At 56.0% G+C, this 18377-nt stretch carries 16 protein-coding genes; 8 read left to right on the top strand and 8 right to left on the bottom strand.

Annotated features, from left to right (window positions below; translation table 11 throughout):
- The first annotated feature begins 4 nt into the window (after positions 1 to 4).
- Positions 5 to 250 carry a hypothetical protein gene (locus tag VN12_RS13560; protein WP_146677342.1) on the top strand — a complete coding sequence of 82 codons (246 nt, stop codon included), beginning with the start codon at positions 5 to 7 and terminating at the stop codon, positions 248 to 250.
- On the opposite strand, the gene feoB is transcribed toward VN12_RS13560, so the two are convergent.
- Genes feoB through VN12_RS13545 form a run of 3 tightly spaced genes read right to left on the bottom strand, consistent with a single transcriptional unit; the run spans position 214 to position 2959 of the window.
- Positions 214 to 2442 (bottom strand): ferrous iron transport protein B, encoded by a 2229-nt coding sequence (gene feoB, locus VN12_RS13555; protein WP_146677341.1) that lies wholly within the window; start codon positions 2440 to 2442, stop codon positions 214 to 216. The two genes, VN12_RS13560 and feoB, sit on opposite strands and share 37 nt — an antisense overlap.
- Complete coding sequence (locus VN12_RS26480; RefSeq protein WP_146677340.1) at positions 2439 to 2681, bottom strand: ferrous iron transport protein A; 243 nt, start codon at positions 2679 to 2681, stop codon at positions 2439 to 2441. Before VN12_RS26480 ends, feoB begins: the two co-directional genes overlap by 4 nt.
- A gap of 32 nt (positions 2682 to 2713) precedes the next feature.
- A complete protein-coding gene (locus tag VN12_RS13545) occupies positions 2714 to 2959 on the bottom strand; it encodes a ferrous iron transport protein A (protein WP_146677339.1) in 246 nt (81 codons plus the stop codon).
- Between the two features lie 364 nt (positions 2960 to 3323).
- Here VN12_RS13545 and VN12_RS13540 point away from each other — a divergent pair, with 364 nt between their 5' ends.
- The 3 genes from VN12_RS13540 (at position 3324) to VN12_RS13530 (ending at position 8229) form a co-directional block, all read left to right on the top strand.
- Positions 3324 to 6245 carry an efflux RND transporter permease subunit gene (locus tag VN12_RS13540; RefSeq protein ID WP_146677338.1) on the top strand — a complete coding sequence of 974 codons (2922 nt, stop codon included), beginning with the start codon at positions 3324 to 3326 and terminating at the stop codon, positions 6243 to 6245.
- Between the two features lie 210 nt (positions 6246 to 6455).
- The gene (locus VN12_RS13535) at positions 6456 to 7292 is read left to right on the top strand and encodes a TIM barrel protein (RefSeq protein WP_240491138.1); all 837 of its coding nucleotides are present in this window, start codon (positions 6456 to 6458) and stop codon (positions 7290 to 7292) included.
- An 88-nt stretch (positions 7293 to 7380) separates the two neighbouring features.
- Entirely contained in the window at positions 7381 to 8229 is an 849-nt protein-coding gene (locus VN12_RS13530; RefSeq protein ID WP_146677337.1) for a sugar phosphate isomerase/epimerase family protein, read from the top strand.
- A gap of 48 nt (positions 8230 to 8277) precedes the next feature.
- On the opposite strand, the gene mutM is transcribed toward VN12_RS13530, so the two are convergent.
- The 5 genes from mutM to VN12_RS13505 form a co-directional block, all read right to left on the bottom strand.
- On the bottom strand, positions 8278 to 9120 hold the full coding sequence (mutM, locus tag VN12_RS13525; RefSeq protein ID WP_146677336.1) for a bifunctional DNA-formamidopyrimidine glycosylase/DNA-(apurinic or apyrimidinic site) lyase: 843 nt from the start codon (positions 9118 to 9120) through the stop codon (positions 8278 to 8280).
- Complete coding sequence (pyrE, locus tag VN12_RS13520; protein WP_146677335.1) at positions 9121 to 9693, bottom strand: orotate phosphoribosyltransferase; 573 nt, start codon at positions 9691 to 9693, stop codon at positions 9121 to 9123.
- A gap of 55 nt (positions 9694 to 9748) precedes the next feature.
- On the bottom strand, positions 9749 to 11806 hold the full coding sequence (metG, locus tag VN12_RS13515; protein WP_146677334.1) for a methionine--tRNA ligase: 2058 nt from the start codon (positions 11804 to 11806) through the stop codon (positions 9749 to 9751).
- 121 nt (positions 11807 to 11927) lie between these two features.
- Positions 11928 to 12959, bottom strand: coding sequence for an L-threonine 3-dehydrogenase (tdh, locus tag VN12_RS13510; RefSeq protein ID WP_146677333.1), 1032 nt, complete (start codon positions 12957 to 12959; stop codon positions 11928 to 11930).
- Positions 12960 to 13032: 73 nt separating this feature from the next.
- Positions 13033 to 13746 carry a LuxR C-terminal-related transcriptional regulator gene (locus VN12_RS13505; RefSeq protein ID WP_146677332.1) on the bottom strand — a complete coding sequence of 238 codons (714 nt, stop codon included), beginning with the start codon at positions 13744 to 13746 and terminating at the stop codon, positions 13033 to 13035.
- Between the two features lie 394 nt (positions 13747 to 14140).
- On the opposite strand from VN12_RS13505, the gene VN12_RS13500 reads away from it, so the two are divergent.
- The 4 genes from VN12_RS13500 (at position 14141) to VN12_RS13485 (ending at position 18372) form a co-directional block, all read left to right on the top strand.
- The gene (locus tag VN12_RS13500) at positions 14141 to 15586 is read left to right on the top strand and encodes a hypothetical protein (protein WP_205855037.1); all 1446 of its coding nucleotides are present in this window, start codon (positions 14141 to 14143) and stop codon (positions 15584 to 15586) included.
- A 189-nt stretch (positions 15587 to 15775) separates the two neighbouring features.
- Entirely contained in the window at positions 15776 to 16270 is a 495-nt protein-coding gene (locus VN12_RS13495; protein ID WP_146677331.1) for a hypothetical protein, read from the top strand.
- 40 nt (positions 16271 to 16310) lie between these two features.
- Positions 16311 to 16910, top strand: coding sequence for a hypothetical protein (locus tag VN12_RS26195; RefSeq protein WP_205855036.1), 600 nt, complete (start codon positions 16311 to 16313; stop codon positions 16908 to 16910).
- A gap of 199 nt (positions 16911 to 17109) precedes the next feature.
- Positions 17110 to 18372, top strand: coding sequence for a FliG C-terminal domain-containing protein (locus VN12_RS13485; protein ID WP_146677330.1), 1263 nt, complete (start codon positions 17110 to 17112; stop codon positions 18370 to 18372).
- The last annotated feature ends 5 nt before the right edge of the window (positions 18373 to 18377 follow it).

Here is an 18377-nt window from a genome sequence, read left to right as displayed (position 1 = left end):
TGCAATGCGGCTAGCTGCGCCGTTGCCCTGGTCCGGGGGTGAGCTGGACCAACGGCTTTTGGCCTTTTTGACTGCATCCGGTGCAATGACCGCATGGAGACTGGGGAGCGTCATGCACATGAACCCAACCCAAAATCGAGGCGACAACGCGACGGACCATCCACGCGAGGCATATGCCAACGATGGTTGCAACCAAGATGGTTTGCCCGTCCATTATGCGGCGAGCCCCCATGCGCTGGCGATGGTGTAGGTCAGGTAGGCCCCTGCATATGCGAGTGTGGTCATATAGACAAACGAGAAGATCGGCCAACGCCAGGAGTTGGTCTCGCGTCGAATGACAAGCAGTGTGGCGGAGCATTGCGCGCATAGAGCAAAGAAGACCATGATCGAAAGAGCGGTAGCCAGCGTGTAGACCGGTCGGCCATCCTCCCACTTCTCTGCTTTCATTTGAGCCTTGAGCCCTTCGCTTTCCTCATCCTCTTCCGCGCCGAGCGAGTAGATCGTACCGAGCGTGGCGATGATGACTTCGCGAGCCGGAAACGATGCGATGGTAGCAACCCCGATCTTCCAATCCCAGCCTAGCGGCTTCACGACCGGCTCGACCCACTTGCCAGCCATGCCGAGGAAACTGGCATCGATCAATTCGCTGCGAGCCGTGTTGAGTTCCTCCTCCGCTTGGGTCAATTGATTCGTTACGGCCTCTTTGTTGTCGTCAGTGGCCGCATCCAACTCCGTTTGCAATGTCTCCACTTGTTTTTGCGCTTCGGTCAATTTGGATGTGTCACCGGGGAAGTACCCAGCGGCCCAGACGAGGACCGACGTGCAGAAGATCAACGTTCCGGCTCGGGTCACGAACGCAGACGCCCTTTCCCAAACGCGTTGGAACAGGACATAGGGAGATGGCCACTTGTAGCTATGCAGCTCCATCAGGAATGTCGAAGCTTGCCCAGGGAAAAAGAACTTGCGAAGAAACCACGCGACGGGGATGGCGACCAAAGCCCCGACGCAGTGCATGAGAAAGAGAACGATCCCCTGCAGGGCGAGCCATCCGCCCGCGTAGCGAATATCGGGCACAAAGGCGGAGACCATCAGCACATAGACCGGAAGCCGCGCGGAGCAGCTCATCAGCGGTGCGATGAGAATGGTCACCATACGGTCGCGCGTATTGTCGATCGTCCGGGTGGCCATGATTCCTGGTACCGCGCAGGCGAACGACGACATGAGCGGCAGGAACGACCGACCGCTCAATCCGATCGATGACATCAATTTATCGACCACAAAGGCCGCGCGGGACATATACCCGCAATCCTCTAAGATTGCTATGAACAGGAACAAGATAACGATCTGGGGCAGGAAGACGAGAACACCACCTATCCCTGCGATCACGCCATCTTGAAGTAGACTTCGAAGGGGCCCCGGCGCAACGGCTTGTTCCACGAGTCCCTGCACCCAACCCTGCCACTGCTCGACCTGGTCCATCGGCCAAGCGGCCAGTAGGGTGATCGATTGAAAAATCAGGAACATGAGGGCGATGAAAAACGCCATCCCGAGCCATCGATGGGTTAGCCATCGATCGATTCGATCGCTGGAGCTCGCAACGTTTGCGGGGGGGCGTTCGACCAAACCCGCGATTTGTTGTCGAACCCATTGGTAACGATGCTTGGTTTCGAATAGCGGAATCTTGCAACCCGCTTCCCCCAGCCTCTCCCGAGCTTGTTCGATAGCATCGAGCAATCCTGGGATCTCCAGCTTGGCGATCTTCTGTTGGAAGTGACCATCTTTGTCGATCAAGACACGATCGACTTCCAGCGCCGGCAGGTGGTGATTGGCATCCGCTAATTTCTTTCGCAGGCTTTCCGACTCCTGCTGAAAGGATTCCGGATAGTACTCGCGAGGCGAGTGTTTGGGAGTGTAGACGTCGCTATTCGCAGCAACCAGTTGTTGAACGGCCGTGCGGACAGCGATCACTCCCTCGCGCCGGCTGGCGGTGGTACAGAGAAGGGGAACCCCCAATCGTTCGGCAAGAGTCTTGACGTCGACGCGATGTTTTTCATCGAGAACCCGATCCCACATGTTGAGGACAACCAATGTGGGAAGGGATAAATCGAGGACTTGGCTCAGGAGATAGAAGTTTCGTTCGATGTTGGTCGCATCGATGATGACAACGACCGCATCCGGGCGTGGCACCCCTGGCTGCACACCGCAGAGGACATCGATCGTAACCGCTTCATCGGCCGATCGGGCTGCGAGCGAGTAGGTGCCTGGCAGGTCGATGATATCGATCGGCTCGGGGGAATCGAGGAGAGACCCAATCTTCTGCTCGACGGTGACGCCGGGATAATTCCCGACACGCGCCGACATGCCGCAGAGCGCGTTGAAGAGGCTGCTTTTACCGGTGTTGGGGTTGCCGATCAGCGCGACCGACTTTTTGGCGGGTTTCATTGCGAAGCCGAGGGGGAGGTAAGGGTGACTTCGACTCGGTCGGACTCATTGCGACGCAAACTGATGCGATACCCTCGCAGCGCGTATTCCGTCGGGTCGCCCATCGGAGCCCGGCCGACCACCTCGATAGGCTCGCCATCGAGAAGTCCCATTTCCATCAGTCTGCTCGCGAGAACGTCATCTCCGACGATGTGATCAATGACGCCCGATTGACCTGGAGCAAGCTGGGAGAGTTTCACGCTGAGGCTCGCGAGATAGTTGGAAGGGCCACCTAACAATGGGAGGCGTCGTCGGTCGCGACAAAGATTTCGGCTTGCTCGTCCAGACGCAAACTGAGGCGGCGACCCTCTACGCAGATCATGCACGGCTTCCCGGGGCATACCATGCGAACGTTGCACCCGACCTGCAACCCGATCTCTTGAAGACGTTTGAGATGGCAAGGATCTCCCGACATATCAACGATCACCCCGTGATCTTCGGGTTTCAAGGTATCGAGAGGAACGGGGTTCGCGGACATAGTCGCTCAGCAGGTCTGTCGGAAACACCAAACACCATACTTTCTTTTACTATATCCATCATCGACCTAAATGAGAAGCGGTCTCAATAACGCCCGCCCCATTTTTGAATCTTTTTCGCATCTTCTAGTGAGAAAAAATTCGACCGTTCGCGACGGGCTCGACGGGACCCATTCCCATGGACTTCTGGGGGGTTCGCCAAATTACCTTGTTTGCCAAAACAAGGCTCGATCTGGGGATTCTTCGCAAGTCCTGGTTTTCAAACTGTCGATGCAAAGGAGACTTTAGTACACTACTGAGGCTGTTAGGGAAGACGGCGATAGCCAGGCTATGGACAATTCTGGCGGGTGACCAAAGGGGCAAAGCGTGCGGCAGAGTAAACTCGGCGGTAAGACATTCTACGATCGATTTGGGTGGTTGCTTCTCATCCTTTGCTTTGCTGGCATTCCATTCGCCTTCTTCGGCGCGGGGAAAGCTGTCCAGAGTAACGTCAATAAAGTTGAGGATTGGCTTCCCAAGACGTACGAAGAGACCGGCGAGCTTGCATGGTTTCGCAAGAATTTCCCATCCGATCAGTTCATTATCGTTAGCTGGGACGGTTGTCTCCTAGGTGATGATCCCAACGGGGATCCTTCTTTGGACGATCCCCGGATCGCGAAATTGGCGAATCTCGTCGCTCCAGAGTCCATCGATCCGAACGACATCGATGCGGTCGAAGCTCACAAATACTTTAAAGGCGTGCAGACGGGCCGGACGCTCATCGAGCAAATGACGCAGGGAAAGCATGCCCTGAGTTATGCCGAGGCCATCGAGCGTCTCAAAGGCACTGCGATCGGTCCCGATGGCCGTCAAACGTGTGTGATCGTTTCGTTAGATCCCGCGACGAGCGGGAAGATGAAGCCGATTCTGGGGCATGGGCAGATGCGGATCTTCCGTCCCAACGTTCCCCCTGGGGTTCTGCGACGACTGATTGCCAAAGCGGGCATTGAAGATTCTGAATTGCACCTGGGCGGTCCTCCTGTCGACAACATCTCCATCGACGAAGAGGGAGAAAAGACGCTTGTTCGCCTGGCCGGACTCTCCGGTCTATTGGGACTCTTTCTGGCGTGGTGGTCTCTTCGAAGCATCATTCTGACTTGGATTGTCTTTTCTTGCTCGGTCACGAGTGCGGCAGCTTCCTTGGCTATTATCTGGGCGTGCGGCGAGACGGTCGATGCGATCGTGCTATCGATGCCATCGCTGGTCTATGTGCTAGCGATGTCCGGCGCTGTGCACTTCATCAATTACTACAAAGACGCCGTGCGGCATGGCGGATTACACCGAGCGACCGAACGGGCGGTCATTCACGCGATCAAGCCCGCGATTTTGTGCTCGATCACCACTGCTCTGGGTCTTTTTTCACTCTGTGCTAGCGAACTGGTCCCGATCCAGAAGTTCGGATTCTTCTCCGCCACCGGGGTCTTAGTCCTGAACGTCATCCTTTTCTTGATCTTGCCCGCTGCGCTCCACGTAATCGGGTTCGCCAAGAATTGGGTCGGTGAGAAACCGAATGAGAAGCGGCCGATCGACGACGATACGCGCAGCGAGCGCATGTGGGCATCGTTTGCCCGCTTCCTTGTTCGAAATCATTATGGCGTCGCGGCGGCCTGTGTTCTGTTTGTCGCCTTCATCGGATTGGGTTTGAGCCACACCAAAACGAGCATCAATCTTTTGGAGCTCTTCGACTCGCAAGCTCGAATCCTGCGCGACTACCGATGGCTCGAAGAGAAGCTCGGCATGCTGGTGCCACTCGAGATCGTGATCGAGTTCGACAAAGAAAGCATGGCGGTCGCTTCCGACGGAAAGCCGACCGACAATACGAGCAGCACCGATGACACTGCTCTCGGAGAAGACCTTTCTCGCTTGACGTTCTTAGAACGGATGGAGACGATCGTTCGGATACAAGACGTGATCAAGAAGCGATTCGGCGAAGACGGGCCCCAAATCGTCGGGCGGAGTATGTCGGCAGCGACGTTCGCGTCGAGTCTTCCTTCCAAAGGAACGAGCACTCAGACTTACTTGATTCGAAAAGGCTACAATCAGCAGCTCGAAAACAGTCGCGATGAATTGATCCAATCCGGCTTTCTCCGCATCGATCCCGACACCGGGAGCGAGCTTTGGCGGATCAGCCTTCGGGTCGCAGCCTTCCAGGGAGTTGACTACGGTCAGTTCGTTCAGGAGATGAGGGATTCGCTGTATCCCATTATTCAAGCCCAGCAGGACCGCGTACGAATCCTTCGCCAGATGACCGCTTGGACCGGCGAAGCCAAGATGGCGGGTCGCGACATTGCCCTTTGGGACCCCACGAGCAAAGACCTGCCGCCGGCTGACGTAGAGAAATCGAAGCTTCGGTCGGAGGAATTATCCAATCTACTGGCGAAGTCGCGTGTCAAGATCGCTCGGATCAGTGCGCCTCCCGCCGATGTACCTTACGTCCAATTGCAGAAGCTGAACGACTTGGACGCCGTGGTTCTCGCGGGCTCTTTCTCCAACGCAGAAGTCGATGTTCTGGATGTCGCCCTCCAGCGCGTGATCGATTTAGAATCGGACGACCCCAAGGTTCCGAAAGAGTGGGTCCGTTCGGTTTACACGGGGGTGGTACCGATTGTTTATAAGGCCCAGCGCGCGTTGCTAGCGAGCTTGATCGAAAGCACCATGTGGTCTTTTTTGACCATCACTCCGTTGATGGTATTCGTCTCCCGCAGTTTGCGAGCGGGGATGGTGGCGATGATTCCAAACGTGCTACCTGTCCTTGCGATTTTCGGTGGCATGGGATGGCTGGGCATTCCGATTGATATCGGCTCGATGATGACGGCCAGCATCGCATTGGGAGTCGCGGTGGACGATACGATTCACTTCTTGGCTTGGTACCGAGAGGACCTCCACGTGGTTCGCGACCGACGCAAAGCCATCGTGTCTTGTTACAAGCGATGCGCGACACCGACGTTGCAAGCCGCATGTATCAGCGGGCTGGGATTGTCCGTCTTCGCATTTAGCACGTTCACGCCGACACAGCGGTTCGGATGGCTGATGCTGGCCATCCTCATCGCAGGGGTTATTGCTGAGCTCATCTTGTTGCCAGCGATTTTGGCAGGACCTCTCGGCAAGGTTTTCGAGCCGCGGCGCAAGAGCGAGACCATGGCAGGGCGTTTCTTCTTGATCTTCCGATACCAGCTTCGAAAGCGATTCGATCTCGGTGCCAAGGGAGTAGAAGATCGCGACTCCTCCGAGCTCCGCAGCGCTGCCTGAATGGACTCCTCGCTGGCTTCCGAGGTTAACGGTTAGTGTCAAGGATGGCTTTCTCTCCACTCCAAGAACGCATCCGACATGAACACTCCAAAGTCCTTCCCTCGGGAGGATCAAACCCCGTCTATTGGTCGACGCCAATGGCTTCAGAATGCGAGCGCAATCGCGGGAGGAACCTGGATTGCCTCGGGCTTGCACACACCAGGGACCGCGATGGCTACCGATTCGACCGACGAGCACGCGGCATTTTCTGATTCCTTTCGCGTCACGCATCGCCGCATTCGCCAATCCGTGATGGGATGGTGTTTCAAACCGATGCCCGAGTCGAAACTCATCGATCATTGCGTCGAAATTGGTATCGAAGGGATCGAGGGAATCGATGCGAAGTTCTATCCCGAAGCGGTTCAAAAGGGACTCAAAATCGCGCTGGTCAGCAGTCATGGGTTTGGAAACGGTCCCACCGACCGGTCCAATCACGCGCTGTGCATTGAAAAGCTGAAAACAGGCATCGATACAGCGGTTCGCTTTGGCGCTCCGTCGGTGATCACCTTCACCGGCATGCGAGTCCCCGACATGCTCGATGCCACCGCGGACCAGAATTGCTTGGATTGCTGGAAGCAAGTCATCGAGTACGCGGAAGAGAAGAAGATCACGCTCGTGTTGGAGCATCTCAACTCCCGAGACGACAGCCATCCCATGAAGGGGCATCCAGGCTACTATGGAGACGATGTCGACCACTGCATCGACTTGGTGAAGAAGATGGATTCGCCTCGATTCAAACTCCTTTTCGACATTTACCACGTCCAGATCATGAATGGAGACATCATTCGGCGCATCCGCGCGTACCATCCGTGGATTGGTCATTATCACACGGCGGGCAATCCGGGCCGTTGCGAAATGGATGAGCATCAAGAGATCTATTACCCACCCATTTTGAAGGAGATCTTAGCTACCGGCTATCAAGGATTTGTCGCCCAAGAGTTCATACCGAATTGGAAAGACACCGTCCGCTCGCTGCGGCACGGCGCATGGGTGATGGACGTCGCTTGATCGCGAACCTGACATTTGCGAGAGTTCTGAACTATAATCCGCCTATCGTTTGAACCCTTTCCTCTCTATCCTCCACCGAGAACTGATAATGCAATACGGAATGAATCTTCTTCTTTGGTCCGGCGAACTCCAGGACAGCATGTTGCCCAATCTGGAAAAGCTTAAGAAGATGGGGTTCGATGGAGTCGAGATTCCGCTGTTCAATCTCGATCTGGACTACGCGGCTTGGGGCAAGCGACTGGATGACCTGGGACTGCGGCGAACGGGAGTAACGGTTCGCGGTGTGGAAGATAACCCGATCAGTCCCGACGCAGCGGCCCGAAAGAAAGGGGTCGAGCTCAACAAGAAGACACTTGATTGCTGCGCCGCGGCTGGCGTAGAAACCCTCGTCGGTCCTTACCATTCCGCCATCGGCCACTTCACCGGCTCGGGTCGCACCGAACAAGAGTGGGCTTGGGGGATCGAAAGCATGAAGCAAACTGCGGAGCATGCTGGGAAAGTCGGAGTGATGCTCGGGGTCGAACCACTCAATCGATTCGAAGTCTATTTTCTTAACGGGCAAGCCGACGCAGCCGAGTTCTGCCGTCAGGTCAATCATCCAAACTGCCGCATGATGTACGACACTTTCCATGCGAACATCGAAGAGAAGAGCATCACCAAAGCGATTCATGCCATCCAGGACATGATGTGCCATGTTCACATCAGCGAAAACGACCGCAGCACTCCCGGCTTAGGTGACATTCGATGGGATGAGACCTTCGACGCGCTCGCATCGGTCCAATACGACGGCTGGTTGGTCATCGAAGCATTTGGCTTAGCACTGCCTGAACTGGCTGCTGCGACCCGGATCTGGAGACGGATGTTCGACGATGAACTGCAATTGGCTGAGCAAGGCCTCAAGTTCATGAAGGAACAAGTCGCCAAGCGAAAGAAGTAATCCCAACCGCGCCAACGCCCCTAGGAGCCGGAAAGTGCTCGTATGCGGCTATTGAATTTTCTGGCAGCGGGGACAAAAGAACGTGCTCCGCTGCCCCTGAACAATACGTTGCACCGTTCCTTTGGAGCAACGCGTGCAGGGCAAGCCTTCGCGGTCATAGACTCGGTGCATCGATTGGTATCCTCCTTCTCCATTGATGGCATTGCGATAGGTTCCATCTTTGAGCGTTGAGCCTTCATTCTCGATCGCTTGCTGGAGGATGCGAATGGTTTCTTCGTGGATTCGTTTCCATTGGCGAGTGGACAAATCGGTGCATCGCTGTTGCGGGTGTATCTTTGCAGCAAAGAGAATTTCGGCCGCGTAAAGGTTTCCGATCCCTGCGACGAGGGATTGGTCTAGCATGGCCACTTTGACTTCGCGATTGCATTCTCGAAATCGTGACACGAAGAGATCCGCATCGACAATCGATGCGTCGGGGCCGAGCCGATTCGGGCCTAGCACCGCATCGATCTCAGCCTGGCTCCAAAGGCAAACGTTCCCCAGCCCCCGGCGATCCCAATAGAGGAACTGGTCGTGAGGAGCGGGGCGATCGAGATGAAAGAGGACTCGAATATGCTGAGGAGAGGGCGCATCGCGAAGCATCGCGATGCCGGCCATTTTGGGTTGCATCACGATGGACAATCCGTTGTCGAGGTCTACCAGCACCCGTTTGGCGATCCGTCGCACATCGCGGATCTGTTTCCCCAAACATCCTCGTGCGAACGCCTCTCTATCCGGCAGTACAACGATGGGTCGGTAGGGAATTTCGGGAAATTCCACCTCGGTGATACGACTGCCGACGATGGGGAGCAAACCTCTCCGCATCGTCTCCACCTCGGGAAGCTCGGGCATCTAACGCTGTGCTGGCGGGATGAGATCATCGATCGTAAGCAGGGTGACTAATGGGATCCCTGCTGCGTCGAAATTGGCACGCCCACCTTCGAGTCGATCGACCACTCCGATCGCACCAATCACATCGAGTCCGAAATCCTTAGCCGCGGCAGCTGCTTTCAAGGCGCTGCCGCCGCTAGTGATGACGTCTTCGACGATGACCACTTTCATGCCTGGGGTCACGGGCCCTTCGACCAACTTTCCAGTTCCATGCTGCTTCGGTTCTTTGCGAACCATGAAGCCGAGGATGGGATGTTGTCGCAATCCGGCATGGACCACGACCGAAGCGGTGATGGGGTCGGCCCCGATGGCGAGCCCCCCAACAGCTTGTGGAATGCCACCAAAGGCTCCCTTCTCCAGGACATCGAGCATGCCTGCAGCAATTTGGTTGGCCCCTTGAGGGTGAAGCGTTACCATGCGGCAATCGAGATAGAAAGACGCTTGTTTACCGCTCGCCAACGTGAACTGCCCGAACTTGAGGGCATGCTGATGAATGCTGTCGATGAGCTGTTGTTTGTCGTAAGAAATGGTCATGAGTTAGAAAACCGTTGGATGATCGAATAAGCCGAAACGGGCCGAGATGCGGGTATCAGTGAACCCGTTGACCGGGGACAGCGCCGCTATCGACGCCGAGCAAAAAGACTTCGGTTCCTCCAGGGCCAGCTGCCGTGACCATCCCTTCGCTCAAACCGAACTTCATTTGACGAGGCTGCAGATTGGCAACGATGACGACCAATCGCCCCTGCAACTGCTCCAGCGTGTACGCCGCTTTGATTCCGGCAAAGACAGTGCGGACGTTTTCGCCACCTAAGGATACAGTCAGCTTGACGAGCTTTTTCGCCTCGGGGACTTCTTCCGCTTTGATAATTCGCGCGACCCGCAGATCCACCTTGGTGAAATCGTCGATCGTGCAGACGGGAGCGAGCGGTTCTGCGGCGAGAGCATCGCCTGAATCTTGGGGCGCTGCGGTCACTTCGGTGCTAGGAGTTGTTTCGGACAGTGGAGCTGCCTCCGCTTTGCTTTCTTCGATCATAGCTTGGACTTTCTCAGGTTGGAGTCTTTGGAGAAGGTGTTCGAATTTGGAGATAGGAGATCCGACCAATGGACTTTGGCTGTCGTTCCAATGCTCAATAGGGCTTTGAAGGAGCTGTCCACATTGCTCGGCCAACCGCGGGAGTACCGGGGCCAAATAGACGCAAAGTTGTCGGAACAAATTGAGAACAATGGTGCAGACTTCTTGCAGTCGGACTTGTTGAGTCGGATCCTTTTTCAGTGCCCAAGGAGCCGAGTTTTCGACGAACGCATTGGCTTGGTCGGCGATCTCCATGATGAGTCGCATGGCTCGCGCGTAGTCCAGTTGTTCGTAGGCTTGCGCGATTTTTTCGCCTGCCGAGGCTGCGGAAGCGAACAGGCCGCCATCATGCGGATATTCGGGAGCGAGTCCGACCGATTCGATGAATCTCGCCGTGCGGCTGGCCAAGTTCACGACCTTGCCGACCAAATCGGAGTTCACTTTGTTGGCAAACTCGGTCAGGTTGAGGTCGATATCATCCAATCGCGGCCCCAGTTTGGAGGCGTAGTAGTAACGCAGGTACGCGGGATCCAAATGCTTGAGGTAGGTGGCAGCCTGAACCTGCGTCCCCTTTCTCTTGGCCATCTTCTCACCATCGACGGTAAGGAATCCGTGGATGTGAACGGATTGCGGGAGCGAGAATCCAGCTGAGTGGAGAACGCCGGGCCAAAAGAGGGTGTGGAAATAGGTGATATCTTTGCCAATGAAGTGGTGGATTTCCGTCGCGTCGCTCTTCCACCAGTCCTCGAGATTCTCATTGTGTTTTTTGCACCACTGCCAAGTCGAGGCGATGTAGCCGATCGGCGCATCGAACCAAACATACCAGTAGTTCCCTGGGCTATCGGGGATCTCGAAACCGAAATAGGGAGCGGGGCGCGAGACGTCCCAATCGCGCAAAGGTTTGCCTAGGAAGTGACCCTTGAGATAGTTAGCGATCTCGTTTTGCAGGTGCTCGCCCGACTGAGTCCAGGAATCGAGGAAGTCGTGCAAGCTCTCAAGGCGGACAAACAAGTGCTTAGCCGTTTTCGCTACCGGGGTAGCTCCGCTGAGGGTGCTCACCGGATCGATCAACTCCGTCGGGGAGTAAGTCGCTCCGCATTTGCTGCAGTTGTCACCATACTGATCGGGTGATTTGCAGGAGGGGCAAGTTCCCTTGACGAACCGATCTGCGAGGAAGGTCCCTGCTTCGGGGTCGAAGAGCTGCTCGACATCATCCTCCACGATCAAGTTAGCATCGCGAAGGGACTGCCAAATGGTGTGGCAAAGCTGGCGGTTCTCGTCGCTGTTCGTGCTACCGTAATGATCAAAGGAGATATCGAAACCCGCGAAATCTCGTTCGTGCGATCGCTGCATATCGGCGATCAGCTCGACCTCCGCTCGTCCCTCTTGGCGGGCGCGAATCATGATGGCCGTGCCGTGCGTATCGTCGGCGCAAATGTAGATGCATCGACGGCCGATCAGACGTTGATAGCGGACCCAAATATCGGTTTGGATGTACTCGACCAAATGGCCCAAATGGATTTGCCCGTTTGCGTAGGGCAACGCCGCGGTAACCAGGAGTTTCGGTGGAGTCATAGGTCAGCTTTCAAGGAGCGAAGGTGGAGGGCGATCCGTCAGGGACCGGATTGTAGCCATTCAGGCCAGAATCCAAAACCGAACCCGGCCGACGGGCGCGAATGCGATGGGGTGACCAGGTTCAGGCGTCGCTCCAATCCAACACGACCTTGCCGCACATCCCGCTCTGCATGGCTTGGAATCCTTTTTCGAAATCACGGAAAGAGAAGCGATGGGTAATAACCGGGCTGATATCCAGGCCGCTATCGAGCATGACCGACATCTTGTACCAGGTCTCATACATCTCCCGTCCGTAGATACCTTTGATGGTCAACATGTTAAAGACCACCAGATTCCAATCGATGGCGATGGGTTCGGAGGGAATTCCCAACATGGCGATCTTTCCGCCATGGCACATGCTCTCGAGCATGGATCGGAGGGCTGCCGGGGACCCCGACATTTCGAGTCCGACGTCGAATCCCTCGCGCATGTCCAGCTCCTTTTGGACTTGCGCGAGCGTTTTCTCTCGGGGGTCGACGGCAACGGTCGCTCCCATCTTGCGGGCCAAATCGAGCCGATAAGGATTCAAATCGGAGACGACAACATGGCGAGCCCCCGCGTGGCGGACAACGGCGACGGCCATGAGACCGATCGGTCCCGCCCCCGTAATCAACACGTCCTCCCCGAGGAGATCGAAGCTTAGGGCGGTGTGGACCGCATTCCCGAGCGGGTCGAAGATGGACGCGATATCGCGGTCGATCGTACTCTTGTGATGCCAAACGTTTGTCATCGGGAGTGCGATGTATTCGGCAAATGCACCGGTCCGATTGACCCCAACCCCCGACGTGTCCTTGCACAAATGCCTGCGACCGGCCAAGCAATTGCGGCATCGACCACACACGACGTGCCCTTCGCCCGAGACGATTTCACCGGGGAAGAAATCGGTGACATTCGCTCCCACTTCGACGATTTCACCAACAAATTCATGGCCGACGACCATCGGTACCGGGATCGTCTTCTGGGCCCAAGCGTCCCAGTTGTAGATATGCAAATCGGTTCCGCAGATTCCCGTTTTGTGAACGCGGATCAGACAGTCGTTGATACCGATCGTCGGTTTGGGAACATCTAGAAGTTCCAACCCAACATCGCGCTTCGATTTGACAAGCGCCTTCATGACTCACCTCGTTTGGAAAAGAGCGGACTCTCGAGGTGAGAAAAGATAGTGCAAGGCTTAGGGGCGTGCTAGATCAGCGTGCCCCCTCCAAACGACGAATCTGAATCCAGTACTGCACAAGCTGGGACAGGGAGCTCACTCCGAGCTTCGACATCGCACGGGAACGGCGAGATTCAATCGTTCGCAACGCGACTCCCAATTGGGACGCAATTCGCTTGTTCATCTGACCATCCACTACCAGCTCGACGACTTGCCGCTCCACCGGAGTAAGCAACGCTGCTTTTTCAAGCAATTGCTTCTGCGCTTCGGGAGAGAGTTCGGTCGAATCGTTTGTCGACAAGTTCCTTAGGATACCGGTCGCGCCGACCATAATCCCGTGATGCACTACCGGAACCATCCAGCATTCAACCCGCAGGCGTTTGCCAGACGAGAACTCCAGTTCGCATTGCTTTTTGGTCGGAATGTACTCCGTGGACGAAATCCAATTGTTCGCCCGGAACGCGTCATTGATCGGCGAATCGGTAAGAAAGTCGTAAAACGATCGCTCCAACAATTCCCCTCGCGAAACCCCGAGGACGCTTTCGCAAGCATCGTTCAAAAAGGTGATTCGCCCGTTGTTGTCCTGACTAAAAAAGACGACTTCTTCCCGGAGGCTGCGAGCCAGAATGGGGAGAACAAGTTCAGGTCTGGAGAGGACTTCGTGAGCGGCCGTCGTTGGAAAGCCGGATGGATTCATGGAAACAAGTTCGGTTACTGGTATATGGTTATGCGGTGGATGAATTGGCATCGCGTGGAGCGAGTGAAAAGACACAGAACAGCCTCCTCGGAAATGGATACAACTGTCACCCTGAACCGTGCTATGAACGTCGGGGTGTTGTGGTAGCCCGCGACAAACGGAGGCGCTAACCGCAAAACTTTCTCTTAATTTCTGTTTAATTTCGTGTCCAAACAGGCACGCACGGCTCGTTTTGGCACACTTCTTTCTCTCGCGACCGGTTTTAAGGGAGTCGAAGGTCCCTTATCCGAAGAATCAAATTTTGGATTTGGGTGGGGGCGGAAGTGGGGAGGGATAGGTCGAGGTGCTTGGGTGCACACAATCGTTGGACCGAGCGTTGGAGAAGATTAAATTCGCTTCTGATGCTGATGTTGTACTTTTTCGGTGCATCGCGCATGCTATCGCTATGACCGATTTCCTATCGAACTACTTGCGACTCGAGCCGCCGACCTGGGTGTTTTTGTCGACATTCCTGGCCATCGGGTTGTTTCTGATGTTCCATCGGTTTTGGTCGTTGCGGAATCTCGACATCGTCTTGATCCTTTTGTTCACCCCCGGACTCATGATGGTCTTCGAAGGGAGTCGTCAATTGGTCCCTTCCCCGGCCGATGTCGCCACCCTGGACAAACGGGCCGAGGGCGACATTCCGAGCCAGGGAACCCCCGAGAGCGGAGGGGGTGTGGAGACGGCAGGGGACGGATCGACTGCGGCCGAGCGTGCGTTCCAAGCGTCGCTGCAGAGCCCGACATTGCTCTACTTCGGATACTTGTGGCTGATTATTGTCGCCAGTCTATTAGTGATACGACTGCTACTGGACACGGCCATTGTGCGGCGGCCCATGCTGGACCCGAATTTGAGCAGTGGCGGCATGCTCTTTCTGGGAACATCGATGCTGGTTTATCTCTTGGTGAATGTCGCCGTTAGCCAGCCGTCCTACTCGGGGCGTGATCTGACTAGTGGGGGGCCCGGATACATTTTGATGGCGGCGTTGCCGGATATCTCAACGGTTCCTATGTCGGGGCCAGGGGACGAGTCGAGTGACGAGATGCGAGAGGAGCCGAAACCCCCATCGCGGTTGAAGCTGTTGCTATCCCGATGCATGTCGATCGGCGCGAATTTGGTCATGGTGCTCAGCATTGTGGCGATTGGCTACTGGCACTTTGGCAATTTCAAAACCGGCGTAGGTGCGGCGACTCTTTATCTTTTGCTCCCCTACACGGCGTATATGACCGGGCGGGTCGATCACGTTGTCCCGAGCGCTTTGCTCCTGCTCGCGGTTCTTTTGTATCGCCAGCCCTTCGCAGCCGGATTGTGCTTGGGGTGCGCGGCCGGCGTGGTCTACTACCCGTTCTCCCTTTTGCCCCTTTGGTGCAGTTTCTATTGGCAAAGGGGCATTCGTCGCTTCACGGGCGGCTTTGTAACGTCGATTGTGGGGCTGATGGTCGCGATGATCATTCTCCATCCGAATAATGTTTTGCAGCACCTCGGCTACATGTTCGGCATTAAACAGATTGCCATGACCGGGATGGATGGCATCTGGGGTTTGGGCTGGTATCCCGTGATGCGTATCCCGTTGATTGTGATCTTTGTGCTTCTTAGCGTTTCCTTCGTCGCTTGGCCGGCTCAGAAAAGTCTTGCTACCCTGATGAGTTGCTCCGCCGCATTGATGGCCGCAACACAATGCTGGCACGGATTTGGTGGCGGTCTCTATTTGGCTTGGTTCGTCCCACTTGCGTTGCTCACGATCTTCCGTCCCAACCTCGATTACTGCGTCGCTCTGGAGGTCGTCCGCCCTCGAAGACGAAAGCCGACCAAAGTCACACCATCGATCGAAAAGGCGTCGGCAGCCTAACAGCCCCGCCCACACAACCCCTACACGCCGACTCTTCCGCAATCCTTACCCACGCAGCAAGCTTTCTCTGCTTTCAGCGCTCCGTCGATGCGACCCCGCCGCGAATTGCGTTCTATGGTACCGAAGATCTTGTAATCTCTGGTCCCATCGAGGCGCATTATGGCTCGCTCCCCTGAACACCCTACTTCCATGGATCCAAGCACCTTCGTCAATGCGTTGGCCTGGGATCAACTGCGACGCGAAGTAGCGCAACGAGAGAACAAACCATTTCGATCGCGTTCCCGATCGACCCACCGCGACCCAGCCCTCGCAGCCGTATGGAGCTGCTTGGAAGGGGAAGCGATGAAGGCTGTCACTCCTGGTGAGGCATTTCAGATCGTCCTGCAAGACTTGGGAGACTCGATGTCCTACGACTCGTTGGAACCTGGCACACTCGACTCCTTGGCGATGCAACTTGACTGCATGGCCGTCGATACGTGCTTTGCGCAGCATGCCCCATGGATGTTGAGCGACGAGTCGTTCACTTCCTCAGCGGAGAATGAATTCGATCAAGAGCTCGAACTGTTAGAGAGCGTTCAGCAGATCTCCCTCGAGATTCAAAGCGGAGTTCACCAGAAGCGAGATATGGAATCTTCGTGTATAATCCAAGCAACCGAGTCGCAGGTCGAAGGACAGTCCGTGTGATTCGGTTTTTTGTGTTCGAACACTTTGAAAGGTAGATATCATGAAACGCTCTTGGACTTGGATGGCATCGATTGCGATCGCTTCGGTACCCATGTTGGGTTGCACCCCGGAAGCCACCAAAAAAGCAGAAGAAATGAACAAAGAAGCGGCTTCGGCTGCGAAAGATGCAGCGGAATCCGCCAAGGATGCCGCCCAAAGCGCCGCGAGCGCTGCGCAAGACGCTGCTTCGGCTGCTAAGGAAATGGCCAAAGATGCTGCCGCCGCCGCAGGCCTCGACGACCTTTACAAGAAGGCAACCGATTCCCTGGCCTCTGTCGAAGGTGGCGAAGCGATGCTGAAAGGCATTCAAGCATCGATTGGACAACTCTCGTCGACCCTGGCGAATGTCAAAGATAGCGATACGGCCAAAGCAGCAGCCCCGGTTGTCACACAGCTCACCGAAACCTTCGGATCGATGGGCGAATCTTTTGCCAAATTGCCAGACGCAGCCAAAGGGGTGGTCGCCAATATCTTCCAAACCGCCTCGAAGGACCTGAAGCCTATGATCGACAAAGTGCTTGCACTGCCCGGTGTCGAAGAGGTTCTAAAGCCCGCTCTCGAAGCGCTCCTCGCGAAGCTTAACGAATTCAAAGCTAGCTAAACAGCGTTCGATGGACGCGAAGCATGCAAGGGCGGGGTTCACTCCGCCCTTTTTTCGTGGTCGCGCTCTGAGTTCGAGCCTGTCGACGCCCCCCTGCTTCCCGATCCTGTTTCACCGATCTGACCTGGACTCGCGACTGGCAAACTAGGTAAAGAAGAGGACTGTCGTAAACCGTCTTCTCCGAGCCACCGGACCGTCCATGCCAGCCGCCGATCAACGCATTCGCCAAGTCGCCATCGTCTTGCAGTCGCTGGATGCTGGCACCGCGAGAAGTTTGCTGGGGCAACTCCCCCCTGATATGGCTCGCCTGGTTAAGCAAGCGATGACCAAGCTCGGTACGGTTTCCGCATCCGAACGCGCCCAAGCGATGAACGACCTGCAGAGCATGCTGCATGCGCTCCAACCGTCGACCGGGACGATGGAATCCGCGACAGAGTCGCCCGCCGCCGCTCTCCTGGCCGAATCCTCCTCGCATGACCGCGTCGAATGGAGCGCCAACGCATCGCCCGCCGGAGCCGCTTCCAACACGGGGTCACCGCTCGCTAGCCGCGTAACCGAAAGCGAGTTGCCTTGGTTAGCCTGGGATCCCTCGGCCTTAGCGACCTTTCTCGCCAACGAACGACCGACAGTCATCGCCACGGTTCTCAACCAACTATCGCCCGAACGCGCCAAAGCCTTGCTCGACCACCTTCCGGTCGAGACCGCCGGTGCAACCCTGGCAGCGATCCCCAATCTCTTTTTGGTCGATCCCAGCATTCTCACGGATATCCTAGCCGAAGTCGAAAAGAAGCTCCCGAAGCAGCAGCCCACGACCACGACAGCTACCATCGCTGGCATCGCCAAACTCGCAGCCATCATCGAACAGTTCCAAGGGAACCAGAAGCAAGCCTGGCTCAAAGCGATCGCCGCAAAAAACCCGGACGTGGCGATGCAACTGGGCTGGCACGGACCATCGAACCCATCGAGCGAATCCTCCTTTGCCGGCCTCCCTCCATCCCCGTTGCCATCGAACGCGGCAATCTCCGGGAACGACGAGGCATCCGACATTTTCGAGTCCCCTCGCATTCTTTCGATGGAGTCCCATCGCAAAGATGCAAATCGGCCCAAGCTCGATTCGGAATCGGAACAAGAAACTGCACCGAACTCGCTCCCCCTGCAAACGGCCTTTGACGACCTGCTCCATCTGACCGATGGAGATTTGGTGACCCTCCTTCACTCCTGCGAGCGTACGGATGTTCTCCACGCTTTGAGAAATGCGAGTCCCGCGATGCTTCAACGCATCGAACGGCTCATTCCTCGCGACGATCTCAAAAAGTTTCGTGACTTCCTCCGACGCATGCCCCATCAGAGTGAATCGGAATCGAGTTGCTCGCAAAAAACGATCTTAGAACAATCCGAACGGTTGATGGCATCGGGCCGGATAGCCCAGGTCGATCGCGTTTCCTCTTTCAAAGCGGCATAACCGGG

The sequence above is a fragment of the Pirellula sp. SH-Sr6A genome (assembly GCF_001610875.1).
Classification (GTDB): domain Bacteria; phylum Planctomycetota; class Planctomycetia; order Pirellulales; family Pirellulaceae; genus JBKCUI01.
The sequence above is the reverse complement of the archived record's forward strand: the minus strand, read 5'-3'. Positions and strand labels throughout refer to the sequence as shown.